The sequence below is a fragment of the Phycobacter azelaicus genome (assembly GCF_014884385.1).
Classification (GTDB): domain Bacteria; phylum Pseudomonadota; class Alphaproteobacteria; order Rhodobacterales; family Rhodobacteraceae; genus Phycobacter; species Phycobacter azelaicus.
In genome coordinates this window covers 44486-70600 of the sequence record NZ_WKFH01000002.1, presented here as the reverse complement: position 1 = coordinate 70600, position 26115 = coordinate 44486, and the positions used below count along the sequence as shown (strand labels likewise).

Below are 26115 nucleotides of genomic sequence, written 5' to 3'. Positions count from 1 at the left end.
TGGGCTCTGGCTGAAGCGCTATTTGCCGCGCTAAAGGACATGCAGTAATGACACGCACCGTGTCTTTCGCTGCAATGCAAACGCCCGGGTCGGACTTGGCCATCTCATGCGGTGCCGAGAAATGGCCCGCGTTCTGAAACTGCGCGGCTGGCACAGTGTAATCCTCGGCCCTCCGACAAGCCTTCAGACAGCACAGGATATGGATCTGTTCATTGAATGGCAGGAAATTCCGGAGCGCGGAAGCGATGATCAAGACTGCGCCATCGTATGGAGAGCTGCGCCCGCCATGAGGCGAGCCTTGCCGTCAGGATGATTACCGTATCACGCCGACCTATCAACAACGGCTCATGAAGGCAGGAATACGCTGGTTGCAACAGTTCGACGCAAGCTTGCCTTTCGACTACTGGTGCGACCTGCTGGTCAATGCCTCGCCTTATGAAAAACGCTCTCAATACATGCGATGGCTACAACGACCAGAGGCACAAGAGACCCTTTTTGGCCCGGCGTATGCAGTCTCTGCGTCCGGCCTTTCTCACAATCACACCACAACCCGATACACGGGATGTACGGCGCATCCTTGTGGCTTTCGGTGGCGGGGACGACAGGGGAGCAATTGCTCTCAGCCTCAATGCACTGGCCGGTCACCTGGGGAACGGCATCACCCTGGTGGTCGTGTGCGGTCCGCCAATCCAAACCTTGCAGACATCACGGCCCGTGTCTCATCTTTGCCGGGTATCGAATTGCATGTAGCACCTGCGGACATGGCGAGCCTCATGGCCGACTGCGATCTTGCGCTGATTGCCGGCGGCACCATGAGCTATGAAGCCGCAATCTGCGGTGTGCCCATGATATTCATAGGGCTTGCCCCAAATCAGGAGCGCCCCTGTCGCGGTTGGACAGATCGTATTGGCGCTCCCTATCTTGGGGATATAAGCGTGGTATCGGGGACCATGGTGCGCAATGCTGTTATGAAATTAATCGAGAATGCTGACCAAAGAGCCGCGATGTCCCGGGCGGGTCGCGCCTTGGTCGACGGGCTTGGGGCAGAGCGCCTAGTAGATGCTCTGTTGAACCTGCAGTCGAGGCAAAAAGATAAGGTGAGTCAATGACAGACGCACAGAGAACGATCATGGTGCTTGGCACCAATGCCGGGCAGGCTGATCTCATCCGTCACATGAAAGATCGCGGCTGGCGCGTGATTGGCTGCTCGCCTGTAGTAGGCGAGCCGGGACAGGCCTTTTGTGATGTGGTTGAGCACATAAACATTGTTGACCTGGACGCGCTTGAAAACGCTGCACGGCGGCATGACGTCGATCTGGTCTATTCCATCTCGTCTGATATTGCCATGAGCAGTGTCGTTGCTCTCAGCGAACGCCTGAACCTGCCGCATTTCTATGACAGTGCCTTTATCAGCCTGCTCGACGACAAGGCTGCCTTGCGCAGCTTTCTGGCCGAGCATGATTTGGGTCCAGTACCTTTTGCCAAGGTGGACAGTGTTGCAGCGCTTGGAGAATGGTCGACGTTTCCCTGCATCGTTAAGCCAACCGATGGGCAAGGCCAACGCGGTGTCGTGCGTATTGACCAGCCTGAGGACCTTGAGCTCGCCATTGCCAGGGCCACGGAGATTTCACGCACAGGGCAGGCTATCGTCGAAGGATTTCTCGATGGCGTCGAGATTTCCTGCAATGTGCTTGTTGCGGGCGGACAGATCCGCATGCAGGTTCTCTCCGAACGTCTGGTACATGGTGCCCATGCTCTGGGGGTTCCACGTGGCCACCTGATACCTTGCGTTCATGTTAGCCCTGCGGATCAGGCGGTTGCCCAGGATCTGGTGCGGCGCATCGTGACAGCCTTGGGCGCGCGCGATGGAGTCCTTTATTTTCAGATGATCGTAACACAAGATGGTCCGCGCGTTGTCGAGATCGCACCGAGGCTTGATGGCTGCCATATGTGGCGATTGATCAAAGCCGTTACCGGCGCGGACAAAATTTCCATGGCCATTGATGTCCTGACGGGCGCGGCTCCGGTGCACAGCCTGCCCAATGCAGGTGAGGGGCAGGCACCTGACGTACCTTTTGAGTTGATGTTCCAGCAGGTCCCTCCGGGCACCCGTTTTGATCCGTCGACCTATCCACCGCCAGCGGACTGCCTGTATCACGAATACCGGTATCAGCCGGAGAAGAAGTCCGTCCCATCAACGGCACCCTCGAAGTCGTCGGCTATTACGTGCGGCCTGGAACCGGGAATAAGCCGGAGGGGATGGCATGAGTGTCGTTGCCGTCACCGGCGCATCGGGTTTCATTGGACGCTATCTCTGTCCGTCTCTGGAAACGGCCGGGCACTCGGTGCGCCCCTTGAGCCGCCAAGAGACGGATTATACAGCGGACAGTCTTGCCCGGGTACTCGAGGGGGTCGATGCAGTAGTCCACCTGGCGGGTCGGCGTATGACGCGCGAGGATGCTCCCATGGATTTGGGTCCTTTCTACGGACCCAACGTGGGCGTGATTGGTGATCTGGTGCAAGCGGCCCAAGCGGTCGGAGTAAACCGTATCGTTCTTGCTTCCACCATCGCGATTTACTCTTCGGCCAGCGGTCTGCCTTACCGTGAGACTGCGGATACTGCTCCTATCAACGCCTATGCGCTCTCCAAATTGATGGCAGAACAATATCTCGAAATGCTGACACGCGGCACAGACGTGTCCGCCATCGCCTTGCGAATTGCTGCCGTCTACGGGGCGGGAGAAAAAGGCACGCCAGCGCTGATGAAGTTCGTCAACCTCGCCCAAAACGGACAGCAGATCACCCTGACGGGCAATCCCAACTACGTGATCGACCAGATTTATGTACGAGATGTGGTTGAGGCCATTGAGGCCGCGCTTGCCTCGCATGCGCAGGGCACGATTAATATCGGCGGCGGACAGCCATGGCGGGTGGCGGAAATCGCTGAAACGGCCAACCGTATCTTTGGTAATCCGCAGCCCGTCGCCCTGAAAACCGACAGCGACGCGCCCATGCCGCAAACCGTCATGGCGCTGGATCGGGCAAAGGCCGTTCTGGGCTGGCAGCCACGCTATTCCCTTGAAACCGGCATCACCGATTTCAAAACTACATTAAATACTACGAGCTCGGAGCTGGGCGCGTAACTACAGGCAGGAGCAAGTTTCATGCAGGACCTACGTCAGGCGCTGAGTGCAACCCAAGTCGTCCGCGATAGCAAGGGCCCCTTCATCATTGCCGAGATGTCCGGCAACCATAACCAGTCGCTGGAACGGGCCTTGGCCATCGTAGATGCAGCAGCGGCCACTGGTGCCGATGCGATCAAAATCCAAACATTCACTGCAGATAGCATGACTCTGGACCTGAGCGAGGGTGAGTTCACAATTACCGATCCCAAGTCGCTTTGGGCCGGACGCACGCTCTATGAACTCTATGAGGAAGCCCACACCCCGGCGGAATGGCACAAGCCCATATTCGACCGGGCGCGCAAGAAAGGGATCATTCCTTTTTCCACTCCTTTCTCGGAAGACGCGGTGGAGCTTTTGGAAAGCCTTGATGCACCGCTTTACAAAATTGCTTCCTTCGAGGCGATCGACCTGCCACTCATTCGCTGTGTGGCCGAGACCGGCAAGCCCATGATCATCTCGACCGGGATGGCAACACCCGTCGAAATAGGTGAAGCGGTGGAAACCGCTTTGAGCGCGGGGTGCACAAACCTGACGCTCCTCAAATGTACCTCGAGCTATCCTGCAAGCCCTGAGAATACGAACCTTGTAACCATGCCGCTTCTGGGCCAGACTTTTGGCTGCAATTTCGGGCTGTCCGATCACACAATGGGAACGGGCGTTTCCGTCGCAGCAACCGCGCTCGGGGCAACTGTCATTGAAAAACACTTTATCCTCGACCGCTCCGAAGGGGGCGTGGACAGTGCATTCTCACTCGAACCGGATGAATTCACCGCATTGGTGGTTGAAACTGAACGTGCGGCCCAAGCCATGGGAGAAATCTGGTTTGGAGGTACGGAATCGGAGCAAAAAGGGCGCAAGAAACGTCGCTCTCTTTATATCGGCGAGGATATGAAAGCAGGAGATCAGCTGACCTCACGAAATCTGCGCCGTATCCGCCCAGGCTCGGGTCTTGCCCCCCGGTATTACGACGTGCTTTTGGGCCGAAAGGTCGGTCGCGACGTGGCAAAAGGCACCCCAATGAGCTGGGACCTGCTAGACGATTGAAGCCATGGCACCAGCCTCTGACAACTTGGCTCGCTAAGCGATAAATGCAGCTTTTTTCGCCCCGCCGAAAACCTCAACCTGAAAGGCGCGGTCATTGAAGCGGGTTACGGTGTCCAGCACCCGCGCGCCCAGGTCGCGCGGGCAGAACATGTCGGCGACCCATTCGGGGTTCGGGGCCGCCGCGCGCAGGTTCAGCATGTCCTCAAGCGGGGTGATCAGGCCGCTTTTTGCAAAGAGCTTGCGCATGGGCTCGACCAGAGGGTCAACGTAGTTGTCGACAAAATCCAGATGCACCATGCAGGGCGCGCCCGCGCGGATCACATCGATGGCCGCGGTCGAGGTGCAGGTGATGCCAAGGGCCGCCGTCTTTAGCGCCTCATCCATGGTGCAGGCGGTGAGCTTTAGATTGTCCGGCGCATCAGGCAGAGCTTTGAGCAGACCCGGATAGTCGTATTTTTCCAGATGCAGATGCTTTTGGTTCTCATGGGGCAGATGGCGCAGTTTGATCCAGACGGTGCGGTCCGGGTTGGCGCGGGCGATCGCCGCCATCGCCGCCAGCATGTGCATGCGTCCGCGCCGGGTCGTCGGCGACAGGGCCTGAGTAAAGAAATAGATGTCGCGCCGCGCCGCCAGATCCTCGGGCGGCAGCGCCTCGGGTGCCAGGAAGGTCGGATGACCAAATCCCACCTCCTGCCACATGCGATCGCCCCAGGTGGCCGCGCGGCGTTCATAGACCGGGATTTCGCTGGCCGGGAACAGGTAAACCCCATCGCAGTTGCGGCGGCGGAAATAGCCGTTCTCGGGAAAAAATCGAGCCCGCCAAGGAAGGCGATAACGCAAGGACGCCCGGCCGCAGCGGAGACTTCGACGCGGCGCAACTGGGCGCCAAGCGCCCCGTAGACTCGGCTGGTCAGGATGGCCCGATAGCGCCCGCCCAGAAGCAGCTCTTCAAAAGCAGTCTCGCCATGGATTGCCAGATCCGGCCCCTCGGGCAGGAGCTGTTCCATCTGCCGATAGGACAGAGCGTTTTCTTCTGCCACCCAGCCCATGTGTACCTGAAGGTCCGGATCCGCCGCGTGCAGGCAGTCGCGCATGCGCCGGGCAAAGAACAGGGTGGAATCATCGCAGAACAGCAAGAGCACCGGGCGCGCTTCGAAAGGCACCTGCGCCGGGCCTGCGGGCTGCGCGGGCAGGGCACTCATCCGGGCCGCCGGGTTTTGGCCTCGAAACGGGCCAGAATTTGCATTTGCTGCCGGTTGTGGCGCCGGTTGCGCCACGCAAGGTGACTGGGGTTCAGGCGCTCATGTTGAACCAGGCGGGCCAAAAGACGCAAAGGGCTGCCAAAGGAGCTGCGCGAGAGCCGGTAAAGGACCTTGCCAAGACGAGACTGTTTTAATCTTTGCAGCATGTTGGCCGGATATTGAACACATGGGTCAGGTCGGGGGAAACTGTGGTGGGATTTACACGCCGCTATGGGCTTTGTAAACAAGGGCCGATTGCGCCAGCTGCCGTCAACGGTCCACATTAATCCGGTTTCCGGGTGGGCTCTTGGGGCCTCAGGCCTATTTAAGAATGAGCAGATAGAACCACCGTATGACCCAGCCTTCCCCCTCCAACATGCCCACAGCGTCCCGTCAGGACACCGCCTGCATCATCCTGGCTCGGGGCGGCTCCAAGGGGGTGCCGGGCAAGAACCTGCGCCCCGTCGGGGGGGTCTCGCTGATCGGTCGTTCGGTGCGGGCGGCGCGGGCGGCGACACGTGTGGCGGCAGTCTATGTCTCCACCGATGATGCCGCCATTGCGGCCGAGGCCCGCCTGCACGGTGCCCGCATCATTGATCGCCCTGCGGATCTCTCTGGGGACACCGCTACCTCCGAGGCCGGCTGGCTACATGCGGTGCCTCTGGTGCGCGCCGATCTTCCCGCCCTCGACAAGCTGGTCTTCTTGCAGTGCACCTCGCCCTTTACCCGCGGCGATGACATCGATGGCTGCCTGGCCGAGATGGAGGCGCGCGGCGCCGATTGCGCCCTGTCGGTGACCGAGGATCACTCCTTCCTCTGGGGGCTGGATGACGCCGGGCTGGGCGTGGGGATCAACCACAACGAGCGCGAGCAGCGCAAGCGCCGCCAGGATCTGCCGCCGCAGTATTGCGAAAGCGGCGCCATCTACTGCGTGGCGCTGGAGCCGTTCCTGAAGACCGGCCAGCGGTTCTGCGGCACGGTGGCGCTCTACCCGGTGGATCACCCGCCGATCGAGATCGATACCCTGCAGGATTTCGCCCTGTGCTCGCAGATCGCCCAGGCAGGCGGGCAGAGCGAGCTGGCCCCTGCGCGCCTGAAGCAGATCAAGGCCATCGTGATGGATTTCGACGGGGTCCATACGGACGATCTGGTGCTGACAGATCAGAACGGGGTGGAAAGCGTGCGCACCTCGCGCCGGGACGGCATGGGAATTTCTCTTTTGCGCCAGTCCGGGCGTTACCGGATGATGATCCTCTCCAAGGAAAAGAACCCGGTGGTGCTGCGGCGCGCCGAGAAACTGCAACTTGAGGTCTACCACAGCGTCGATGACAAGGTGGCCGCGCTTGAGGCCTGGCTGCAGGAACAGGGTCTGACCTGGGCAGATCTTCTTTTCGTGGGCAATGATATCAATGACCGCGGTGCGATGGAGCGGGCCGACCTCTCTGCCTGCCCCAGCGATGCCCACCCCGAGATCCTGGGGATCGCCGACTGGATCCTGCCGCTGCCCGGCGGCAAGGGTGCCCTGCGCGCCATGGCCGATGTCTTGCGCTCTGCCGAGGCCACGACTCCGTGACCAAAGACCCCACGCGACAGCTGCGGGACCGCCCGGTCGTGGTGGCCAGCAATGGTGCCTCGATCGCGGACCTGGAGCCAGGCCGCATCCTGCCAGATGATTTCATCATCCGCACCAACAACTTCTTTTTTGAACCGGACTTCTACCTTGGTCGACGGGTGGATCTGGCCTTCATGGCAGGCGATCCCCGCGTGGCCCCCTTCATGTTCGAAACCCTCTATCGCTGCCGCCAGGATTATGACCTGGGCAGCTGGACCAGCCACAACCCGCGCGTGGTGCGGGCCGGGCAGCGCCGTTTTGCTGCGCTCTATCAGCCGATGCGCTACCGCGATGTCCATATCGAAACCGAGGTGCAGCGCCTGATCGCCCGCCATCAGCGTCACCCCACCACCGGCCTTTACGCCCTGCTCATGGCCCATGCCATGGGCGCTGAAGAGATCATTCTGGCCGGTCTTGATTTCTACACCGGCAAACGCCGCTACCCATTCGAGCCAGGCCCCCATTTTCGAGCCTTGATGGGGCAGGACCTGGGCCAGCGCGGCTTTGATCAGCACCTCCATGCGCTGGAGCTGGATCTCGATATCCTGCGGGCCCTGCGTGACCGGGGCGACTGCCGCCTGCTGCGCGCTGCGGACAATCCGGTACTGGCACCGCTGACGGATTTGGCACCGCTGCGGGGCGGGCCTTCCTTGCGGCTGGCACGCAAAACTCCCCCGCAGGATTGGGTCTCGCGCAGTGGGGTCTATCCGATTTCCCTGTTGAAGGTCTTGCGCAAGAGCAGCGCCCTGATCCGACGGACAAAAGGACACTCACAATGACCCAAGACCACAACTGGCACCACGAGCTGCCCCGCTGGCTGGCTGATGACGCCCTGCCGCTGTGGACCGGCACTGGCGTGGATGCGGCCACCGGCACCGTCTGGGAGGCGCTGGACCACGCGGGCGCCCCGCTAGCGGATATGGAGCGCCGCCTTCGGGTGCAGGTGCGCCAGGCCTATTGCTTTGCCCAGTCGCAGGAGCCGGACCATCAGGCCCTGGCGCTGCAGCTGTTCCGCTTTGCCATGGACCAGGGCTTTGATCCCGACACCGGCAACCTCGGCGCCCGCCTTGCGCCCGATTGCAGCCTGATCAGCGCACCCCATGACCTTTATGATCTGGCCTTCATGCTGCTGGCCGCCGCCGCCCTGATCGAAGCGGGCTTTGACGTCGCAGCGGATCTGACCCGGCTTGAGGCCGAACTGGCCCGGCTCAAGGCGCCCCGGGGCTGGTTCGAAAGCGCCGAGGCTCCCGCGCGCCGCCGCCAGAACCCCCATATGCATATGTTCGAGACCGCAACCGCGCTTTTTGCGGCCACGGGAGAGGCGCGCTTTCGCAGCATGGCCGAAGAGTGTCTTACGCTCTACCGCGAGGTCTTCCTGACCGAGGATGGCCGGGTGCTGGAGTATTTCGACCCCGACTGGCTACCGCTTCCACCCGATCTGCAAAGGGTTGAGCCCGGCCATATGGCGGAATGGATCTACCTGATCGACCGCTACGAGGTGCTGACCGGGCAGAACAGTGGCCTGGACCTGGCGCATCTGTTCCAGGCGGTGATTGATCGGCGCGATGCGGCGGGTCTCTTGCCGGACCGGGCGGATCCGCTCTCGGGCAGTCGCCGCATGTGGCCGCAGACCGAATTTCTGAAGGCCAGCGTTACCCTGCGCCGCCGCGGCCATGCGCTGCCCGCGGGCTGCAGCCCCGAAGAGGTGCTGGCGCTGATGTGGCGGGATTACCTGCAAACCCCGGTGCCCGGCGGCTGGTACGACAAGCGCAGCAGCGCGAGCGATCTGCTGTCGCAGAATATGCCCGCCTCGACCTTCTATCACATCCTGGTCGCCTTCCGGTTCTACCTGTCGGGCGGGCAGGGGCTGTCGGCAAATCCATGACAAATCGCGGTCCTGTGCTCCTCAGAAATTTTTTCAAAAACATTAACAGTTTTTAACACATCTTGCGTGTGCAGTGAGAATGTTGAAGGAGCCATATCCCTCGAAATCGAAATCGACCAAGTAATTGTAATATATTATTATATCAGACGTTTGGCGATGATCTCTGATGGCTCTTTGAGGTTCAAGAAGCACGCATTTCCCATTTAGCCGCTCAATCGACCAGAGCGCGATATAATTTGGCCAAACCGCCCAGCGCGATCGAGGCCACGGTGGAGGGCTACCGCTGATGGTCTCAAGGAGCTTTGCGCGCACAAGAATAATTCCAATAATCATTGTTATGGTAAATATATGCCAAAATCCCCTGCAATCGGGCATGGTTTTTGCCCCCGTTTCCCTATAGGCCTCACAGCGTTACGCCTTTTCTGGAAACCTGCCCGCCGATGATCGATCCGCTTTCGTCTTCCTCTTCCGCCGCCCCGGCAACGGGCCGCCGGGTGCTGATCACCGGCACCGCCGGCTTTATCGGCTTTCACCTGGCCCGGCTGCTTCTGGCCGAAGGCTTCCGGGTGCATGGCTATGACGGCATGACCGACTATTACGATGTCACCCTCAAACAGCGCCGTCACCAGATGCTGGCGCAAAGCCCCGGCTTTGCCTGCACCGAAGGCATGGTCGAAGACGCCGAGCTGCTGGCCGAGGTCGCAGGCGATTTTCGCCCCGACGTGATCGTGCATCTCGCGGCCCAGGCCGGGGTGCGCTACAGCCTGGAAAACCCGCGCGCCTATGTGGACAGCAATATCGTGGGCACCTTCAACGTGATGGAGATCGCCCGCCAGCATGCGGTGGATCACCTGCTGATGGCCTCGACCTCATCGGTCTATGGCGCCAATACGCAGATGCCCTTTGCCGAGACCGACAAGGCCGACACCCCGCTGACCATCTATGCCGCCACCAAGAAGGCCGGCGAAAGCATGGGGCACTCCTATGCGCACCTGTGGAACCTGCCCACCACCATGTTCCGCTTCTTCACCGTCTACGGCCCCTGGGGGCGCCCGGATCTGGCGCTGTTCAAATTCACCGATGCGATCCTCGATGGGCGGCCCATCGACATTTACAATCACGGCGACATGTACCGCGACTTTACCTATATCGACGATCTGGTGCGCGCCATCCGCCTGCTGATCGATGCGGTGCCGCGCCGCCCCGAAACCCCCGAGGACATTCCCGCCGGGGACAGCCTGTCGCCGGTGGCCCCCTACCGGGTCGTCAATATCGGCAATTCCGACAAGGTGCGCCTCCTGGATTTCATCGAGGCCATCGAAGAGGCGCTGGGGCAAAAGGCCATCCGCAATTACATGGAGATGCAGAAGGGCGATGTGCCCGCCACCTGGGCCAATGCGGATCTCTTGAACGCCCTGACCGGCTATCGCCCGCAGACCGATGTGAAGACAGGTATTGCCCATTTCGTGTCCTGGTTCCGGGACTATTACGGCAAGTGATCAGGGCACAGGGATCGTAAAGGACAGAGCAGGATGACAGAGAGCAGCGCGCAGACCGCCTCCAGCCCCGAAGGGGTGATTGCCGTCATCGGCCTTGGCTATGTCGGCCTGCCGCTGGCGGTGGAATTCGGCAAGATCCGCCCCACCGTTGGCTTTGACATCGATGCGGCCCGCATTGCTGCCCTGAAAGCGGGCGAGGACCGCACCCGCGAGGTGGAGCCTGAGGCGCTGAAGGCGGCGCAGCAGCTGCGCTATGCCGATGATCCGCAGCAGATCGCCGACTGCCGGATCTATATCGTCACCGTGCCCACCCCGATCGACGCCCACAAACGCCCCGACCTCAGCCCGCTGCTGCGCGCCTCGCAGACGGTGGGAGAGGTTCTGAAACCCGGCGATATCGTCATCTACGAAAGCACCGTATATCCCGGCGCCACCGAAGAGGACTGTGTGCCGGTGCTGGAGCAGGTATCCGGGCTGACCTGCAACAGGGATTTCCACGTCGGCTACAGCCCCGAGCGGATCAACCCCGGCGACAAGGCGCACCGGCTGCCCGACATCCTGAAGGTGACATCGGGCTCGACGCCCGAGGTGGCGGCCGAGATCGATGCACTCTATCGGCAGATCATCACCGCCGGCACCTACCGGGCCCAAAGCATCCGCGTGGCCGAGGCCGCCAAGGTGATCGAGAACACCCAGCGCGATCTCAATATCTCGCTGGTCAACGAGCTGGCGATGATCTTCAACCGCATGGGCATCGACACCCAGGCCGTGCTCGAGGCGGCCGGCACCAAATGGAACTTTCTGCCCTTCCGCCCCGGTCTGGTGGGCGGGCACTGCATCGGGGTGGATCCCTACTATCTCACCCACAAGGCCGAGGCGATCGGCTATCACCCGCAGGTGATCCTGGCCGGGCGGCGCATCAATGACGGTATGGGCGCCTATGTGGCCGGCCGCATGGTCAAGGAGATGCTGCGCAAGGGGTTTCCGGTGCACGGCGGCCGGGTGCTGATCCTGGGCCTCAGCTTCAAGGAGAACTGCCCCGATCTGCGCAATACCCGCGTGGTGGATGTGCTGCGCGAACTGGAAGAATATGGTCTCACGGTGGATGTGCACGATCCCATGGTCGACAGCGCCGAGGCCAAGGTCGAATACGGCATCACCCCGATCACGGATCCGGGCGAAGGTCAGTATGACGGGGTGTTGCTGGCGGTGCCGCATGAGACCTTCAAGGCGGCGGGCGCTGCGGCCCTGCGCCGCTTTGGCGCGGCGGATCATGTGTTCTTTGACCTCAAAAGCGTCTTTACCGCAGATCAGTCCGACCTGCGGCTCTGAGCCGCCATGCGAAAAACTTGAATCACCTATCGCTGCCTGAAATCAAAGATTTCAACGCGTCAGGTGATGCGTGATGTCTCAGGCTTTTCGTCAGACGCTGTAAGCCGCCTCAGAAGGTGTCGATCCTGTCTGCCAGACCACTCAAACTGGCCAGATTCATCAGGATCAATGTGTCGCCATCACCAAAATCGAGAACCACATCCGCCCCCACCAGGGCGCCAAAGCTCTGCAGGATCGCATCGCCATCGGTCTCGCCATCGGTCAGGCTGGTCGACAGCAGAAGGGTGTCGCGGTCCAGTTCGAAATCCGCGATCTCATCCCGGTCATAGCCGATATTGAACACGAAAGTATCCGCCAGGGTGCCGCCGCGCATAACATCATCGCCGCCGCCGCCATCCAGGCGGTCCACGCCCTGATTGCCCCAAAGCCGATCATCGCCGCCACCGCCCAAAAGCGTATCATCGCCGGTGCCGCCATAAAGACTGTCGCGACCGCCACCGCCCGAGATCCAGTCTGAACCGAAATTGCCATACAGCGTATCATTGCCGGAGTTGCCATAGACCCGGTCCCAGGCCGAGCCGGCCGAGACCCAGTCATCCCCGCGCCCCCCGGCCAGCAGGTCATCCCCTTCGGAGCCAAAAAGCGTATCGTCGTCGTCCCCGCCATAAAGGCTGTCCCAGCCCGAGCGGCCATAGATCGTATCATTGCCCGCGCCGCCATCGACAAAATCCACCCCGTCGCCAGAGCTGATGTAATCATCCCCCGCCTCGCCATAGATCGTATCGAGCGCGGTGTTGCCGAACAGGGTGTCATTGCCGTCGCCGCCATAAAGCGTGTCATCTCCGGTGCCGCCCAGAAGGCTGTCGTCCCCGGTGTTGCCGGACACCAGATCCCGGCCACTGCCGCCAGACAGGCTGTCCCCGCCGCCGCCGCCGTAAAGCGTGTCGTAACCGACCCCGCCGATCAGGCTGTCGTGGCCATCGTTGCCGGAGATGAGGTTGTTCATCTCGTTGCCGGTCACGGTGTCATTGCCGCTGCCACCGCGGAAGTCCTCGATCATCGTGCCGCGGGCGATGGCAAGATTGCCGGTCAGACCGCTCACGTCCGAAAAGCTCTGGTCGTTGAGATCCACCCGGTCATTCGTGCTGTTGTAGCTCAGATCCAGGGTGTCCAGGCCATCGCGGTCATAGATGGTGAAGGCCACGGACCGGTTGCTGACCGACCCGTTGCCGCTGGTCTCAAGCGCGGACATGGCATCGCCAAGATAACCTCCCAGGGTGCTGTTCGCGCCCCAGGTGGTATTGCCTGCGGTCTCGCTCGAGGCGCCGGGCGCACCATAGAGGTTCTGGATCGCCACCACATCCGACATCATCGCCGAGATCAGCGCCGCACGGCTGGCGTTGGTGGTCGTATTCTCATCCTGGTCGAAATAGGACATGACCGAGATCTGCCAGCTGTCGTTGGAATAGGTATCATCGATCCCGTAGGTGGCCGAGCCGTTGTAATCCCCCTGGTGCCCCAGCCCCAGCGCGTGGCCGATCTCGTGAATATAGGTGGCAAAGGAATAGCTGGACATGGTCGTGCCATAGGTGCTCAGCCAGCTGGTCCCAACATTCACATTGGAGGACAGAAGCGTGGATCCGCTGGTCGAGAAAGAGGCATAGGCGCCACTGGCATTGTCATCAAAGGTGATCTGAGCGGTGCCGCTCACCTCGACAAAATCGATATTGGCGACCGCTTCCCAGGCTTCAAAGGCCCAGCGGGCCAGTTTCTGGCCATCCTCGGTGAGCGCGGTGATATTCACCGTGATCTGGTTGCTGCCGCTGGTGTTGAAACTACGCGAAGTGCCGCCCCAGAAACCATGCGTGAGGAAACGGGCCAACTCATCCAGGGTGCCGCTGGTATCCGGGAGGCTGCCGACATCGATCACCGAAAGAGTGTAGGATCCGGTGTAATAATCAGCGAAGGCCCCTGCCTCGACATAATAGGTGCCGGTGGTGCTGGCCGTATAGCGCAAGAGGGAATCCAGCCCCGGCCCGCCATCGTCATTATAGCCGATCTGGCTCCCGCTCATATCATAAAGCCGCAGATAGGGATCAGACAGGGAGACACCATCCAGGGCGATCTCGTAGCTCTGCCCGGCCGTCAGGCTCACCTCTACCCAATCCCGATCGCTGCGCCAGCCAAGCGTGCCCCGGAAGCTATCACCCACCGACATCTCATAGGCGGTAAAACGGCTCGCTGATGCATCGCTGATTTCATAAAGTGTGGCCTGGATCGCACCATCCATACTGCCGTCAAACCCGTTTCCATCCGTATGCCGCTTGGGATCGAACGTTGCGGTCATGGTGCAGAGATCACACATCGTATTTCCTGTCTTCCGGCCTCTGAGACCACTTCAGAATTTTGTAACTTTTATGCGATCACGCGCTCTGGTTGTACAGCCTTTCCGTGTCGCCCCGCCCGTATATTTGCCTCGAAAGATTGAAATTCCGGGACAGAACTTGGGCAAAAAAAAGACAGGCACAGCGCCTCAAAAGGCGCCAGCGCAACGCAAACAGGCGCGCCTTTTGAGAGGCGCGCCTGCGAAATCCATTCCAAAGAAGGGGCCGGAAACCGGCGCCAGATCAGTTGGTGGTGGTGGTGGTGGTGGTGACGGTATCGTCGTCGCTCACAACAACACCCACAACAACAGCAGCGGCGATCACGCCTGCTGCGATGCCACCTGCGCCCAAGCCCAGGCCACCACCGATACCGGCACCGACACCGCCGCCGGCACCGGCACCGCCGCCGGCACCGGCACCCGCGCCCGCAGGTGCAGGGGCTGCCTGAGCAGAAACGGAAGTTGCGGAAGCTGCGGCCATGGCGGCCAGCGCGAAGGCTGCGAAGATATTTTTCATAATAAAGACTCCTATGGAGGACATGTTCTCACCGCGACCATAGGCGAGAAGATCTTTCCATTCAACGAATGGTCGCGGTATTTCGCTTAGAAAGCTACATTTTTTCGGCCCGTTGCGGGAAAACCGCTTATATCGTCAACTGGCGAATACGCAGATAGCCGATGTCTGGTCCCGCCCACTGCCGGGACTGCCAGATTCGCCCTGTGCGAGAATCAATCCAGTAATCATTCTCCATGCGCGTGGCCCGCGCGGCATCCGGCACGTCCCGATATCTGTCTCCGGGCTCCGCGCCCGCCAGTGCACAGCTCTCGCGCAGGTGACGGGTGTCATACTCCAGCTCGACGATCTCTATGCGTTCCTGCCCCAACTCCTTGATCTCGCAGGCCATCGGGTATTTCACCGAAGCATTGTCCAGTGCCGCCACCTCATAGATGCGCTGCCCGTGGCCTGAAGGCCCCTTTGTGCCCTCCCGCACCAGGGCCGAGGCGCCCAGCAGATCGTTCGCCAACCCCCGCGTGGCCACCAGCACCCCGTCCCGCATAGTCAAGAGAACATCGTCCTGGGTGGCCCAGACCACCACCTCTCCGGGGTAATCGTCTCGTTTGACCGTCTGCGGAGTAAGATAGGCAAAAGTACCAGTCTCTTCGATCATGACCTCGATGACCGGCACCTGCGCCTCGGCCTCCAGCAGCGCGCGCGTCAGCGGCGGCAGTTTCGGTGGCCCTGCACGTTTGTCGCGGATCTGCTGCACGGTCTGGCCCACGGTCTTGATAAGCTCCACCTGCAAGGGTGCCTTGTCCGGTCCCTTGGCGCAGCCCGCCAGCACAGCAAGCCCCCCCAAAAGGGCCACCATCTGCAGCCGCCGGCGACCGAAAGGTGATCGTGATATACCTGTCATTCCCAGAACCTCGCGCGCTGACGGTTCAGACTGTCGCGATGCGCATCCCGGATGGCACCATGAAGCCGTCCCGGCACATTGACGCGCTGTCCCCCGTCCCGCTGCGTCGGGCGCACGGTCATGCCGAAGGCATTGCGGGACGGCTTGCCCAGCATCCAGTCCAGCGGGATTCGGAAGTAAAAGCCCTTGTCAAAGGAGCCTTCCCCGAAATCGGCCGCCGACACATCGGTCAGGGTGAAGAAGCCGCCCACGACCCAGCCATTGCTGAAGGTGCGATTGAGGTCGAAGGTGCCCCCGTAATCGCCCGCCAGGTAACGGCCCGCGTCCAGCCGCATCAGATAGCCCTTGCCAAGTTCCAGATAGGCCGAGGCATGACCGGTGAAGGTCTTGTAATCGCGGAAGGAAAACAGCTGATCATAGTCGCGCTGCACCACGTAGTTCGCCTCCACCCCCAGGGCCAGCGGGCTGGCAGCCGGTTTCCACAGCACCTCGCCCGAGAGACCGCCATACATGTTTTCCAGAAGGCCTGCCGTGACGCGCGCATAAACATCGTTGCGCGGCTGCCAGTGGCGGCTGGCATAGAGATTGGCCAGAACGGTGGCATATTGGGCATAAAGCGCCTGATCCGTGCGCACATGGGGCAGAACAGAATTTGAGGCCCGCCCCTGGGCGATATTGCCCCAGATGCGGTGATTGATCGCCCCGGCGATGCGCCAGCCCGGCGCCGGCACGTAAGACGCCCGCAGAGCAATGCCGAAGTCCAGGCGGAACGGCCGGTTGGGATCGAAATAGCCCTGCGCCCAATAGGGGCTGATCGAGTGCGAAAACGAGGGGTAAAGCTCTGAGGACAGGATCGAGCCGTCCGGAGTGGGGCCGGCATCGGTCACGGCGGCAACCGCCTGCAGGGCATCCGGCGCGGCGGGGGCGAACTCCAGCGCCTCCAGATCGCTGCGGCGCAGGACCGTGGCCGACAGGCCCATGCCCGCGCGCACCGGCACGATCCGGAAGGTTTCGATCGAGGGCGGCAGCACATTGGCAATCAGACGCGCCACCCGGCCAATGGCAAGCGCATCGGAGCGATAGCGGTTGTTGCGGAAGCGCAGCTCGACCGTGGTGCCGCTGAACTGCACCGCCTCCAGCAAAAGCCCGTCGGCCTTCAGCGCCTCGGCCACGCGGTCGCGCACCTCGCGCCGGGCCGGTTCACTGGCCGCCCAGTCCTGGCTCCACTGCGCATCGTCGGTGACCCACTGGCTGCGCGGCTGTACCGGCCTCAGGGCCGGCACGACCATCGGCATGCGCGGATGTTTCGGGTTGATCTGGATCTGCGCCGTCACCCCAATTTCGGAGCCATAAAGATAGTAGACCCCCAGGCGCGTGGCGCGGCTGGCCTGGTATTCCAGACCAAAGTTCAGCGGCGACTTGCGCTCGAAGATCCCCGAATCGCGGGCCTCGGCCTCATAGGCATCCGAGGAATATTCCACCTTGAAGCCCCAGCGATCATTGGGCTGCCACTCAAGGCCGGCAAAGGGCGCAAAATCGCCCCGGAACCAGGTGTCCGTTGCCAGTTTCCCGCCAGTCCCGCCGGGCTGAAATCCGCCCCGGCTGCCCACCAGGCTGCCGATGGCCCCATAGGTGCCAAGCCGCCCCCAGCCAAGACCTGCGCTCAGCTTCAGGCGCCCGGGCACCCCGCCCCGTGACAGGGCCGACGTTTCGAACCGTTTCGTAGCGACGATATATTCGCTGGCATAGACGCCGGTGCCGGCAAAATCCTGCAGGCCAACGGTGACCGCCGGCCGCCAGCGCCCCTCGCGCCAGAGCCGGGCGCGCACATCAAAGCCGCGGTCGTAATAGGTGCGAAAGGAGGTTCCCGCGAGATCCTGAATACCGTTGTAACGGAACGAGGCGGTCAGCCAGGGCAGCGCTTGGAAGGTCAGGTTGTAGCGGCTCTGGCCCGCGAACCAGGAAAAGCTGGTGCCCCATTGGGCATCGGGCAGCATCTCGGCACTGGGCATGTCCATCAGACCGGGCAGGCCGTAGAAGTTCAGGCTGGGCACCGGCTGGCGGCGATAGCGCGGTGCCTCGGCATTGCTGGCCGTGCTCTGGGTCTGAAACGGCTCGGGCGGGCGACGGTAGCCGGGCGCTGTCTGGGCCGGGGCATCTTGCGCGTGGGCCGCAGAAATCACCCCCCCGCCTGTACCGGCCGGCCCCAGACCAACCAGCCCCAGGCTGGCAAGGGTCATCACACAGGCAAGCAGCACAGGCGCGGCGCGCAGGGAAGGTTTCGAAGTCTCGCTCACCGTCTGGCTCACCGGGGAATCCACTGCACTTAAGTCTCTGTTCCTGAAGGGCCCTGGCAGGGGCACCCTGTCCTGCCTGCCGTTAGAACATGAATGCGCCGCGCGCCGCAATGGAGCAGGTCCCCCTCAGGAGGTCTTTCGTGCCCCGATCGTGTCTTCTCCGTTACCCTCGACCCAGCGCCGGATCAGTAGCCGCAGCGCCGCCTCGTCCCCGCTGACCACCGCCTGACGCAAACCGCGCAACAGGGCCGCCACTTCGATTTCGGACAGCACCCCCTCGCGGGCACAGAAGATCTTGGGGTGGTTGGTGGTGGCCAGGCTGTCGCTCAGCGTCAGCTCTTCCTCCATCTTCTCTCCCGGACGCAGGCCGATGATCTTGATCTCGATATCGCCTTCGGGATGATCCTCATCGCGCACGCTGTAGCCGGCGCTTTCGATCACCTGGCGCGCCAGTTGCAGGATCGAGATCGGCTTGCCCATGTCGAGCACGAAGACCTCGCCGCCCCGCGCCTCGGCGCCGGCCTGCAGCACCAGTTGCACCGCCTCGCGGATGGTCATGAAATAGCGTTTGACCGAAGGATCCGTCACGGTGACCGGCCCGCCGCGGTTGATCTGATCCTGGAACAGCGGCACAACCGAACCCGAAGAGCCCAGCACATTGCCAAAGCGCACCATGGTGAAGATGGTCCCCGATGTGCGCGAGGCCCGATCCTGCACCAGAAGCTCGGCAATGCGCTTGGAGGCGCCCATCACATTGGTCGGGCGCACCGCCTTGTCCGAGGAAATCAGGATGAACCGCTCCACCCCGGCCTGTTCCGCCAGCCGCGCCAGGGTCTGGGTGCCAAAAACGTTGTTGGCCAGACCGGGCAGCGGGTTGGCTTCCACCAGCGGAACATGTTTATAGGCCGCCGCATGCAGCACCACCTGCACCTGGTGCCGCTCCAGCACCTGGCGGACCTGACGCGGATCAGTCACCGAGCCCAGCACCGGCACCACCTCGATGCCCAGTTCTTCGCCTAAGGGCGCAAGTTCCTGATGGATGGTATAAAGCGCCAGCTCCGACAGCTCATAGAGCACCAGTTTGGTCGGTCCGCAGGCCAGCACCTGGCGGGACAGTTCAGAGCCGATCGACCCCCCCGCCCCAGAAACCAGCACCACGCGACCCTGATAGGAGACGCTGGCCGTATTCAACGGCACATCATGGCTGTCCCGGTTCAGAAAGGTCTGCGCCGGGGCCGGTGTCAGCTTGTCCACCAGTTCCTCTTCGCCGATGAGCTGGGCAAAGGAAGGCAGCACCTGCACCTCTAGCCCCATGGCCTGCAGCCGCCGCGTCACCTGGGCCTGTTTCGCCACCCCTTGCGAGGGCATCGCCAGCAACACCCGGTTGATGTAGCGGCTCTCGACAATCTCGGGGATCCGGGACGGCGCGTAGACCGGCAGCCCCAGAAGCGTCACCCCCTGCAGGGAGGTGTTGTCGTCAACAAAGGCGACGGGATCGATGCCACCATGGGATTTCAGGGCCTGGGCCAGCTGAGTGCCGGTGGCGCCGGCGCCATAGATCAGCACCCGGCAGCGGGGCATGGCGCTCCGATAGATCATCAGCACCAGTTGCAGCAGCACCGCCCGCATTATCACCATGGACAGGAAGTAAACCAGGGCAAAGACCACATAGGTCCCGGGCGGCAGCTTGGGGCCCACAACATAGGTGATCATGGCCATGACCGTGGCGGTAAAGATCGCCACCAGGGCCGTCAGCATCATCGCATGGCGTTCATAGGCATTGAGCTGGATCAGCGGCAGGCCAAGCCAGAGCGACAGCCCCGCCATGGCCAGCAGCGCATAGGGCAGAACCGGCAGCATGAGCACAAAGGTCGTCAGCGCCGGATCCGGCAGGGGTTGCACGGTGAAGGTGAACAAAAGCGCCAGCGGGCACAGCACCACATCCAGCGCGAGAAAGACATAGGACTTTTGTTTTCTCGAAAGTCGGCTGATCAGATCAAACATATCCCACGCCCCGCACATCAGACAACGGGCCCAAATTCCCACAACGCATGCCTCAGTGCCCCTGCCCGGCCTTAACATCCTCGTGACAGGACATGCCCTGGCTGGCAAGCGTGCCCGCTCAAATACCGCCGCAGCGCCTCATGATCCACTACCGCTCAAGTGTGACCTTTTTTGCGCCCAAATACAAACGTAAGCTTAACGAAAAACATCCAACACGCCGCAAAGTTTTACAATTATCCAAACACACCGCAAATGGTGACGGCGCATGCGTGCCCAGCGCCTTTCAGCCGCGCCGGAAGATATTGCCGATGGTCTGGAACACCAGATCGAAATCATAGCACATATTCTGGTGGCGCTGGTAAATCAGGTCCAGCCGCGCCTTGGCCGGCACGCAGATGCGCGAATAGACCGCATCGGTTTCCTCGGGCGTGCTGCAGCGGGCCAGCAGCGCGGTTTCATGTTTGTGATATGTGATCGAGGCCAGACCGGTGACGCCGGGGCGGCTTTTGAGCACCTCGGCATAGATCTCCGGATGGGCCTCCACATATTGGCGCAGGGGCGGGCGCGGCCCCACAAAGGACAGATCCCCTTTCAGGATGTTCCACAGCTGGGGGAATTCATCCAGCCGCTTGGAGCGCAGCCAGGCGCCGGTGCGGGTGATCCGGGCCTCCTTGTCGCCACCCGAAACGCCGCTGTCCTCATCGACCACGGTCATGGTTCTGAGCTTCCAAAGCTTGAAACTGCGGGTCGGCGTGGTCATGCGCTCGGCCACGTAAAAGACCGGCCGCCCCTCTTTGATCAGCAGCCAAAGCAGCAGCAGCAACAGGATAGGCCCCAGGATCACCACCAGCAGCGAGGCAAAGAAAAGATCGAAAATGCGTTTGCGCCAGGTCATCAGGTCATCCATGTCATCAGGGCGCCTGCCCTGTCAGTGCCGGTCGGTGTCATCACGAGAAATCACCTCAAATCCGGCTCTAATAAGGCCCATTCCTCTGCCAGACAAGCCGGATCAGCCGGGTCCGGCATCGCCTTTGGCCCCAGGGTGCGGCGTAGAAGGTCCAGATCCAGCGCCACCTCGGGAATGGCGCTTGCGGGCGCGGGCCGGGTGGCAAAGGACCGCCCCGCCGCCTGCAAAAGCGCCGCCATCTCCACCGGTTCGGGCTGGGCGATATTCAGGATCGCAGGCATTTCTTCGCAGATCAGCAGGGCCGCCAGCACATGAGCCAGGCTTTGCACCCCGATATAGCTGCGCCGCGGGCTGTGGCCATCGGCAAACCGGTCCAGGGTGAAGCCCGGGCGCCAGCCCCCCAGAATGGCATCAAGCCCGGCGATATTGCCGATCCGCAGGATGCTGACGGGCACGCCCAGCCCTTTCGCCCGTGCAAGCGCCTGCTGCTCCATCTCGAGTTTGGCGCGCCCATAGGGGCTGGTGGGCGCAACAGCCGCGTCTTCGCGCAGCAGCCCCCCCTCCGCCGCAAGATCGCCATAGACCGCGGCCGAAGAGGTCAGAAACACCCGCGCCGGTTCGCCCCCGGCAGAGGCCGCCGCCTCGATCGCGGCAAGCGCCAGGCGCGCATTATCCGCCAGATCGGCCCCACGGCCCGGCACGCTGCCCGCCAGGCACAAAACAGCCTCGGCGCCGCGCATGGTCTCGGCCAGAAGCCCTGGCGCCGCAAGGGGGTCGAGAATCACCCAGTCTTCGGCAGGGAGCACATCGGGCTGGGGGCGCCGGGCCTGCCACAGCACCCGCGCCGCACCGGGCAGAAGATCGGGCCAGGTCCGGCGCAGCACCCGACCGATGCGCCCCGAGGCCCCCAGAACCACCGTAGACGGAAAACCCGCAGGCGTCGCTGCACCCCGGACTGTGGCTGGAAAACCCATCTGTTGCCCTTGTCCCCTTCTCAAGACACCATAGCTTGCGCCCTCTGGTTGACGCACCGCCCTAGCGCAGTATCTTGCGGACACCAAAAATCAAGATCTTTCCGAAAAGAGCTCCCATGCGCCTTGTGATCCCGCTGCTTGCACTTGCCAGCCTCTGCCTTTTGCCAGCCGCCTGCGGGCGCCTGCCCGGCGGGGCCCCCACGGGGGAAGAGATCATCAAGCAGTCCAGCGAGGTGGACGCCGATTTCGCCCTTTACCCGGTGACCCGCGCCTTTCTGCCCACCGTCTCTCAATGGCCCGAAACCGGGAAAAGCAATCACCTCGGCTGGATCAGCGCCAGCAATGGCGCCAAGACCCAGATCATCCAGCCCGGCGATACGCTGACCCTGCGCATCTGGGACAGCAGCGACAACTCGCTTCTGACCTCGCTCGAACAGAAGGACGTGCAGCTGCAGGACGTGCGCGTGGCCGCCAACGGAACCATCTTCATGCCCTATGTGGGCAGCGTGAATGTTCTGGGGCTGACCCCGGATCTGGCGCGCGAACAGCTGCAGGCAGAGCTGGAGGTCATCGTCCCTTCGGCGCAATTGCAGCTGGACATGCAGGAGGGACGCAATAACTCGGTCGACCTGGTTTCGGGCGTGGCCCGGCCCGGCACCTATCCGATGCCCGATCGCAATTATTCGGTGATGGGGCTGATTTCGGCCGGCGGCGGCATCAGCTCCACGCTCAACAACCCGCAGATCCGACTGGTGCGCGGGCGCAGCATCTATGGCACCTCGGTGGACAAGCTGCTGAACAATCCAAAACTCGACACCCTGCTGCGCGGCGGCGACCGGGTTTTCGTGGAAGAGGACGAACGCTATTTCCTCTCCTTCGGGGCCACCGGCAAGGAAGATCTGCATATCTTCAGCAAGGACGAGATGTCGGCCATGGACGCCATGTCGATCTCGGGCGGGTTCCAGGACGGCAAGGCCGACCCCCAGGGTCTCTTGGTCCTGCGCGAGTATGACGCCGGAGCCGTCGCCCCGAACACGCGCGGACCGCGCCATGAACGGGTGGTCTTCACGCTAGATCTGACCACAGCGGACGGGCTGTTCTCGGCCCGCAAGTTCCGGATCAATCCCGGTGATCTGCTGATTGCAACCGAATCTCCGATCAACGATGCGCTGACCATCTCGAACCTGATCGGCAACTTCTTCGGCGTCTTCAGCCGCGCCGGGGTGCTGTAAGCCTGCGCCAGTCTAAGGATGCAGGTCTAAAGGGACTGCGCACCGCTGCTGCTGGTGCCCGGGGTTGAGCCGGGCACAAAGCTGCCCCCTGCCCCGCCGCTATCCAGAATCGCCCCCTGCGCCAGAAGATAGCGCGGCCCGGCGCAGCCTGCCGTATCACCCGCAAAGACCACGCCGGTCAGATCCGCGTGGCAGAAGCCGCTCAGATCCAGCGCGCCGCTCGTCCATGTGATCCCGGTGCCCAAGGTAAAGCTGCTGCCCGAGGCCCGTAGCCGGGCATGACCGCGCAAGTTCGCCAGACCGGTCAGAGCGCTGCCCAAAAAAAGATCCGTGCCGCTGCAGGTGATCTCGGCGCTGTCCAGATGCAGCCCGGTACCGCTGCCGATCAGATGCAGATCAGCGAGCTCTACCCGCGCGCCTGCCTCGGCCCGCAGCGCATCTGCCGCAACCAGCGCCACCCCCTCAAGGCGGACATGCGCCCCATCCCGGCAGGTGACACGATCCAGGCTGACCGAGGCGGGGGCACCCGCGTTGCCCGTGATCTGCAAGGGGCCGCTACCAATCAGCGGGCGGTCGATCACAACCGCCTCTCCGTAGCTGCCCGGCGCCAGTGCAATCGCCACGGAATTGGGGCCATTATCCAGTGTTAGAGCCGTATTTATCGCCTTTTGCACGGTCGCAAAGGCCCCGCCCGGGGTATCGCTCAGCCCATCATTGGCGTCCGAGCCATCCGGGCGCACATGATAGAGGCGCGCCGCATCAAGCCGCGCGCGCAGATCCGGGCTGCCCTTCGGAAAGCGGATCCGGCCATCGCTGCGGTCGATCTCAAGCGCCGTGTGCCAGCTGCTGCCATCGCTGCTGACCTTGATCGAAAAATCATCCGTCCCCGCCGTGCCCATCTCGGCCCGCCCGGACCAGCCGGTCTGAAACAGAAGGCTCGCAGTATCGCCCGCGCCGGACTTGTTCAGTTTGAGCTGATGTCCGGCCCCGGCATGGCTGAACAGCGTGGCCGGCCCCGCGACACTCAACGGGTTCGCAGCATCCGCCGCCGCCCCGATGCCAAGAGCGGGCAGGTTCTGCAGAACCGGTAGAGCCGGCTGCCAGTCTGTGCCGTCAAACCGCAAGCTCTGGCCCGTGGGTACGACATCTGCCCGCCAGCCGGGGGAGGCCGGCACGAACAGCCAGATCATTCCGTCCCAAAGGGCGATCTCGCGCGCGTGCCCCGCCCAGTCTCCACTGGCGCCCGCTCCGACGATATGACGCTCCCCCAGACCCGGCTGGGACGGAGGCGCAGGCTGATCGGCGCTGAGCACCGCCAGCTGGACCAGCATATCAAGGCGCATCAGCGCTTCGTTGTGGGTGACGTGTTTCTGCGCCTGAGAGGGCATCAGAAGCGGCAGGGAAAGCGCAGGGGATCTGTCGGACATAGGCACTCTTTCAGGTTTGGCGGGTCTGGTCTGGGCTGGAGTTGGCAAGGGTCAGGCGCGGGCGCGCATCAGGTTCTGCATCTGGCCGCAACAAGGTTGCGATTTCCCGATCAGGGCGCGCGCAGCCCCCACAGCCAGCGCCTGCCTGCGCGATCATCGGCATCAATCCCCTGCCCCGCCACGGCGCTCTTGCAGCCGCGCCCGCTTCGGTGCATCTATCTGTGACTTTCTCGCAGCCTGCATGCCCTCTTTCAGGCCAGAGGGCATATCACACCGTGTGACGGCGGGTTTGACGCCGCGAACAGGAGACGAAATGCGCAAGCTCTTTGGCACCGATGGCGTGCGTGGCACCGCCAATATCCACCCGATGACCGCCGAAATGGCCCTGCGCATCGGCGCCGCCGTGGGGCGCTATTTCCGCCGCGAGGCCGGCGGGGTGCACCGGGTGGTGATCGGCAAGGACACGCGCCTGTCCGGTTACATGTTCGAAAACGCGCTGACGGCGGGCCTTACCTCCACCGGTATGAATGTGCTGCTGCTGGGGCCAGTGCCGACGCCCGCGGTGGGGCTGATGACCCGCTCGATGCGCGCCGACCTTGGCGTGATGATCTCGGCCAGCCACAATCCGGCCGAAGACAACGGCATCAAGTTCTTCGGCCCCGACGGGTTCAAACTGTCCGATCAGGCCGAGATGGAAATCGAAGCGCTGATCGAAAACGGCGTCGACCTGGCCCAGCCCAAGAACATCGGCCGGGCCAAGCGTATCGACGATGCCCGTTTCCGCTATGGTGAGCGGGTGAAATCCTCCTTGCCGCGCGGCATTCGCCTGGATGGGCTGAAGGTGGTGCTGGACTGCGCCAATGGCGCCGCCCATCGCACCGCCCCCGAGGTGCTGTGGGAGCTGGGCGCCGATGTGGTGCCCCTCGGGATCTCTCCCGACGGGACCAATATCAACCTCGGCTGCGGCTCGACCCAGCCCGATGCTGCGGCCGCGGCGGTGGTGGCCCATGGCGCCGATGTGGGGATCTGCCTGGATGGTGATGCGGACCGGGTGATCCTGATCGACGAAAACGGCCAGGTGGCCGATGGCGACCAGCTGATGGCCCTGCTGGCCAGTCGCTGGGCCGAGGCCGGTCAGCTGGCGCGCAACACCCTGGTGGCAACGGTCATGTCCAACCTCGGACTGGAGCGCTACCTGCAGGACAAGGGGCTGACCCTGGCGCGCACCGCCGTAGGCGATCGCTATGTGGTCGAAAAGATGCGTGCCGAGGGCTACAACCTGGGCGGTGAACAATCCGGCCATATCGTCATGAGCGATCATGCCACCACAGGCGACGGGCTGATGGCAGGACTGCACATGCTGGCGGCCATGATGCAGACGAACAAGCCCGCCTCGGCGCTGCTGCGCCAGTTCACCCCGGTGCCGCAGCTTTTGAAGAACGTGCGCTTTGGCGCCGGGCAGACTCCGCTGGAGGCCGCCCCGGTGCAGGCTGCGATCCGCGATGCCGAGGCCGCGCTCAAGGCGCAAGGACGGCTCCTGATCCGCAAATCCGGCACCGAGCCGCTGATCCGGGTGATGGCGGAATGCGAAGATGACAGCTTGCTGACAGAAACGGTGGATCAGGTGGTCGCCGCCGTCGAGGCCGCCAGCGCCTGATCCCCTTTCGCGCAGACGGAA

General features: G+C 62.5%; 20 protein-coding genes and 1 pseudogene. 11 read left to right on the top strand and 10 right to left on the bottom strand.

From position 1 onward, the window contains the following. Nucleotides 1–347 precede the first annotated feature (347 nt). Complete coding sequence (locus tag INS80_RS01120; protein WP_369411348.1) at nucleotides 348–1109, top strand: DUF354 domain-containing protein; 762 nt, start codon at nucleotides 348–350, stop codon at nucleotides 1107–1109. Here INS80_RS01120 and INS80_RS19235 read toward each other — a convergent pair. Beyond that, nucleotides 1103–1459, bottom strand: coding sequence for a hypothetical protein (locus tag INS80_RS19235; RefSeq protein ID WP_226892521.1), 357 nt, complete (start codon nucleotides 1457–1459; stop codon nucleotides 1103–1105). The two genes, INS80_RS01120 and INS80_RS19235, sit on opposite strands and share 7 nt — an antisense overlap. Here INS80_RS19235 and INS80_RS19230 point away from each other — a divergent pair. The 3 genes and pseudogenes from INS80_RS19230 to pseI form a co-directional block, all read left to right on the top strand. After that, a pseudogene (locus INS80_RS19230) lies at nucleotides 1346–1906 on the top strand (ATP-grasp domain-containing protein); the annotation flags it as partial. The gene INS80_RS19235 and the pseudogene INS80_RS19230 sit on opposite strands and share 114 nt — an antisense overlap. Nucleotides 1907–2264: 358 nt before the next feature. After that, nucleotides 2265–3143, top strand: coding sequence for an NAD-dependent epimerase/dehydratase family protein (locus INS80_RS01110; protein ID WP_192963743.1), 879 nt, complete (start codon nucleotides 2265–2267; stop codon nucleotides 3141–3143). 21 nt (nucleotides 3144–3164) lie between these two features. Further along, entirely contained in the window at nucleotides 3165–4229 is a 1065-nt protein-coding gene (gene pseI / locus INS80_RS01105) for a pseudaminic acid synthase (RefSeq protein ID WP_192963742.1), read from the top strand. A gap of 33 nt (nucleotides 4230–4262) precedes the next feature. Here pseI and INS80_RS01100 read toward each other — a convergent pair whose 3' ends face one another. Further along, complete coding sequence (locus tag INS80_RS01100) at nucleotides 4263–5069, bottom strand: DUF6716 putative glycosyltransferase (protein ID WP_226892518.1); 807 nt, start codon at nucleotides 5067–5069, stop codon at nucleotides 4263–4265. 777 nt (nucleotides 5070–5846) lie between these two features. On the opposite strand from INS80_RS01100, the gene INS80_RS01095 reads away from it, so the two are divergent. From INS80_RS01095 to tviB, 5 genes are all read left to right on the top strand, one after another. Beyond that, a complete protein-coding gene (locus INS80_RS01095; RefSeq protein WP_192963740.1) occupies nucleotides 5847–7043 on the top strand; it encodes an acylneuraminate cytidylyltransferase in 1197 nt (398 codons plus the stop codon). Further along, entirely contained in the window at nucleotides 7040–7861 is an 822-nt protein-coding gene (locus INS80_RS01090; RefSeq protein WP_369411345.1) for a hypothetical protein, read from the top strand. The genes INS80_RS01095 and INS80_RS01090 overlap by 4 nt, the downstream gene beginning before the upstream one ends. Continuing rightward, nucleotides 7858–8967: an AGE family epimerase/isomerase gene (locus INS80_RS01085; protein ID WP_192963739.1), complete on the top strand. Its 1110-nt coding sequence runs from the start codon at nucleotides 7858–7860 to the stop codon at nucleotides 8965–8967. Before INS80_RS01090 ends, INS80_RS01085 begins: the two co-directional genes overlap by 4 nt. 440 nt (nucleotides 8968–9407) lie before the next feature. Further along, entirely contained in the window at nucleotides 9408–10466 is a 1059-nt protein-coding gene (locus INS80_RS01080; protein ID WP_192963778.1) for an NAD-dependent epimerase/dehydratase family protein, read from the top strand. A 33-nt stretch (nucleotides 10467–10499) separates the two neighbouring features. Beyond that, nucleotides 10500–11798 carry a Vi polysaccharide biosynthesis UDP-N-acetylglucosamine C-6 dehydrogenase TviB gene (gene tviB / locus INS80_RS01075; RefSeq protein WP_192963777.1) on the top strand — a complete coding sequence of 433 codons (1299 nt, stop codon included), beginning with the start codon at nucleotides 10500–10502 and terminating at the stop codon, nucleotides 11796–11798. Between the two features lie 109 nt (nucleotides 11799–11907). Here tviB and INS80_RS01070 read toward each other — a convergent pair whose 3' ends face one another. The 7 genes from INS80_RS01070 to INS80_RS01040 all read right to left on the bottom strand — a co-directional run bounded on the left by INS80_RS01070 (nucleotide 11908) and on the right by INS80_RS01040 (nucleotide 21778). Further along, entirely contained in the window at nucleotides 11908–14145 is a 2238-nt protein-coding gene (locus INS80_RS01070) for a M10 family metallopeptidase C-terminal domain-containing protein (RefSeq protein ID WP_226892517.1), read from the bottom strand. Nucleotides 14146–14425: 280 nt separating this feature from the next. Next, nucleotides 14426–14698, bottom strand: a complete 273-nt coding sequence (locus INS80_RS01065) for a hypothetical protein (protein ID WP_192963775.1) — start codon at nucleotides 14696–14698, stop codon at nucleotides 14426–14428. A 127-nt stretch (nucleotides 14699–14825) separates the two neighbouring features. Then, nucleotides 14826–15551, bottom strand: coding sequence for a YjbF family lipoprotein (locus INS80_RS01060; RefSeq protein WP_226892516.1), 726 nt, complete (start codon nucleotides 15549–15551; stop codon nucleotides 14826–14828). A gap of 41 nt (nucleotides 15552–15592) precedes the next feature. Continuing rightward, complete coding sequence (locus tag INS80_RS01055) at nucleotides 15593–17905, bottom strand: YjbH domain-containing protein (RefSeq protein WP_369411347.1); 2313 nt, start codon at nucleotides 17903–17905, stop codon at nucleotides 15593–15595. Between the two features lie 114 nt (nucleotides 17906–18019). Beyond that, nucleotides 18020–19897 (bottom strand): polysaccharide biosynthesis protein, encoded by a 1878-nt coding sequence (locus tag INS80_RS01050; RefSeq protein WP_192963773.1) that lies wholly within the window; start codon nucleotides 19895–19897, stop codon nucleotides 18020–18022. 283 nt (nucleotides 19898–20180) lie between these two features. Then, entirely contained in the window at nucleotides 20181–20792 is a 612-nt protein-coding gene (locus tag INS80_RS01045) for a sugar transferase (RefSeq protein WP_192963783.1), read from the bottom strand. A gap of 62 nt (nucleotides 20793–20854) precedes the next feature. Beyond that, nucleotides 20855–21778, bottom strand: coding sequence for an NAD-dependent epimerase/dehydratase family protein (locus INS80_RS01040; protein ID WP_192963772.1), 924 nt, complete (start codon nucleotides 21776–21778; stop codon nucleotides 20855–20857). Nucleotides 21779–21894: 116 nt separating this feature from the next. On the opposite strand from INS80_RS01040, the gene INS80_RS01035 reads away from it, so the two are divergent. Next, nucleotides 21895–23010, top strand: a complete 1116-nt coding sequence (locus tag INS80_RS01035; RefSeq protein WP_192963771.1) for a polysaccharide biosynthesis/export family protein — start codon at nucleotides 21895–21897, stop codon at nucleotides 23008–23010. 26 nt (nucleotides 23011–23036) lie between these two features. Here the strand turns inward: INS80_RS01035 and INS80_RS01030 are convergent, their stop codons facing one another. Beyond that, nucleotides 23037–24437 (bottom strand): DUF2793 domain-containing protein, encoded by a 1401-nt coding sequence (locus INS80_RS01030; protein ID WP_192963770.1) that lies wholly within the window; start codon nucleotides 24435–24437, stop codon nucleotides 23037–23039. A 313-nt stretch (nucleotides 24438–24750) separates the two neighbouring features. Here INS80_RS01030 and glmM point away from each other — a divergent pair, with 313 nt between their 5' ends. Continuing rightward, on the top strand, nucleotides 24751–26094 hold the full coding sequence (gene glmM, locus INS80_RS01025) for a phosphoglucosamine mutase (protein ID WP_192963769.1): 1344 nt from the start codon (nucleotides 24751–24753) through the stop codon (nucleotides 26092–26094). Nucleotides 26095–26115 lie beyond the last annotated feature (21 nt).